This is a genomic window from Bacillus massiliglaciei (assembly GCF_900098925.1).
In the GTDB taxonomy this organism is placed as follows: Bacteria; Bacillota; Bacilli; order Bacillales; family DSM-1321; genus Peribacillus; species Peribacillus massiliglaciei.
In genome coordinates this window covers 1-1,391 of record NZ_LT622351.1, presented here as the reverse complement: position 1 = coordinate 1,391, position 1,391 = coordinate 1, and the positions used below count along the sequence as shown (strand labels likewise).

The window sequence follows — 1,391 nt, the reverse complement described above, 5'->3', positions numbered from 1 at the left end:
AACTGCCCACTTAACTTCATTTGAATATACATTTTTGCCCATGCAAAAACACCTCCGAATTAGTACTTTGTTTAAGTGTACCATTTCGAAGGTGTTTTATAGTGTCTCATTAATTTAGGTTAGTCTATACAGGCGTTCCCTGCAAGCCGGCCTTTAAATTATTTTCAGTCAGTGTATGGAATGTTCTTTCCATAAAAAATTTCATCCATTTCCCGATCAAGACGCTTGGTTATTTGTTCTCGTTCCTCTTCAGAAAGAGTATCCTTCTTATACCCAAACAAATAATTATCTAGATCGAAATCTTTCAGTTTGCATTTTGTATGAAAAATATTTTCCTGATAAACATTTACATCAATCATATCATACGATTCCTTCACCGAATCAGGTATATAATTTTGGATTGAATTAATCTGATGGTCAATAAAAAGTTTGTGGCCGCTTTTATCTCGCGTAAAGCCGCGGACTCGATAATCAATTGTCATGATATCCGTATCAAAAGAATGGATAAGAAAATTCAAAGCTTTCAAGGGAGAAATTTCTCCGCAAGTGGAAACATCAATATCGGCCCTAAATGTACTAATCCCTTCATCAGGATGATATTCAGGATACGTATGGACTGTTATATGGCTTTTATCTAAGTGCATGACAACATGTTCCGGAAGCGGACCCGGAGATTCCTCAAAGGATTCTTCAGGAGCTGTTTCGACAGGTCCCTCAGATACAAGCAAAGTTACGCTTGAGCCTTGAGGGATATAATCTTGCTTCGCTATATTTAAAACATGGGCTCCAATCATATCAGACACTTTCTGTAAAATATCAGTCAGTCTGTCTGCGTTATATTGTTCATCAATATAATTAAGGTAGGCCTCTCGTTCTTCCTTTGTTTTTGTATAGCAAATATCATACATATTAAAACTTAATGATTTAGTCAGGTTATTGAATCCATGCAGCTCTATTCTCTGTTTTGGTGTAAGTTTCATCTGAACAATTTCCCTTCCTTAGAATGTGAATTTGCTTATATTTACCCTTATACACCAGAAAAAAACGTACCGTTATTAGGTGAGGTGCACAAGCACATTCATGCATTCCAGAATTTCGATCGCCTTGATCTCCTATCGTTCAATAATGATCTCTGAAAACACATATAGGGATAGTTTGCCCTTACTTCCCTATTGTCATTAGAAAATCTGTTGAAAATTAGAAAAATCCGAGTGTAAATAAAGCTGGGAAAATAAAAAAACAAATTTCCTCAAAAGGAAATTTGTCAGATTGTCGACAAAAGGCCTTCGGAAGGAATCCCTTCCGAAGGCCTTTCTGTGTGCGCCCGGCATGGGTGCAGTCTATAGGGTGAGAGTCCCGAACCATGAAGGCAGTAGTAATGGTTAGCTTAA

General features: G+C 37.1%; 1 protein-coding gene. It reads right to left on the bottom strand.

What is annotated here, in order from left to right:
- Positions 1-164 precede the first annotated feature (164 nt).
- Entirely contained in the window at positions 165-980 is an 816-nt protein-coding gene (gene speD, locus BQ4305_RS01480) for an adenosylmethionine decarboxylase (protein ID WP_110926133.1), read from the bottom strand.
- Positions 981-1,391 lie beyond the last annotated feature (411 nt).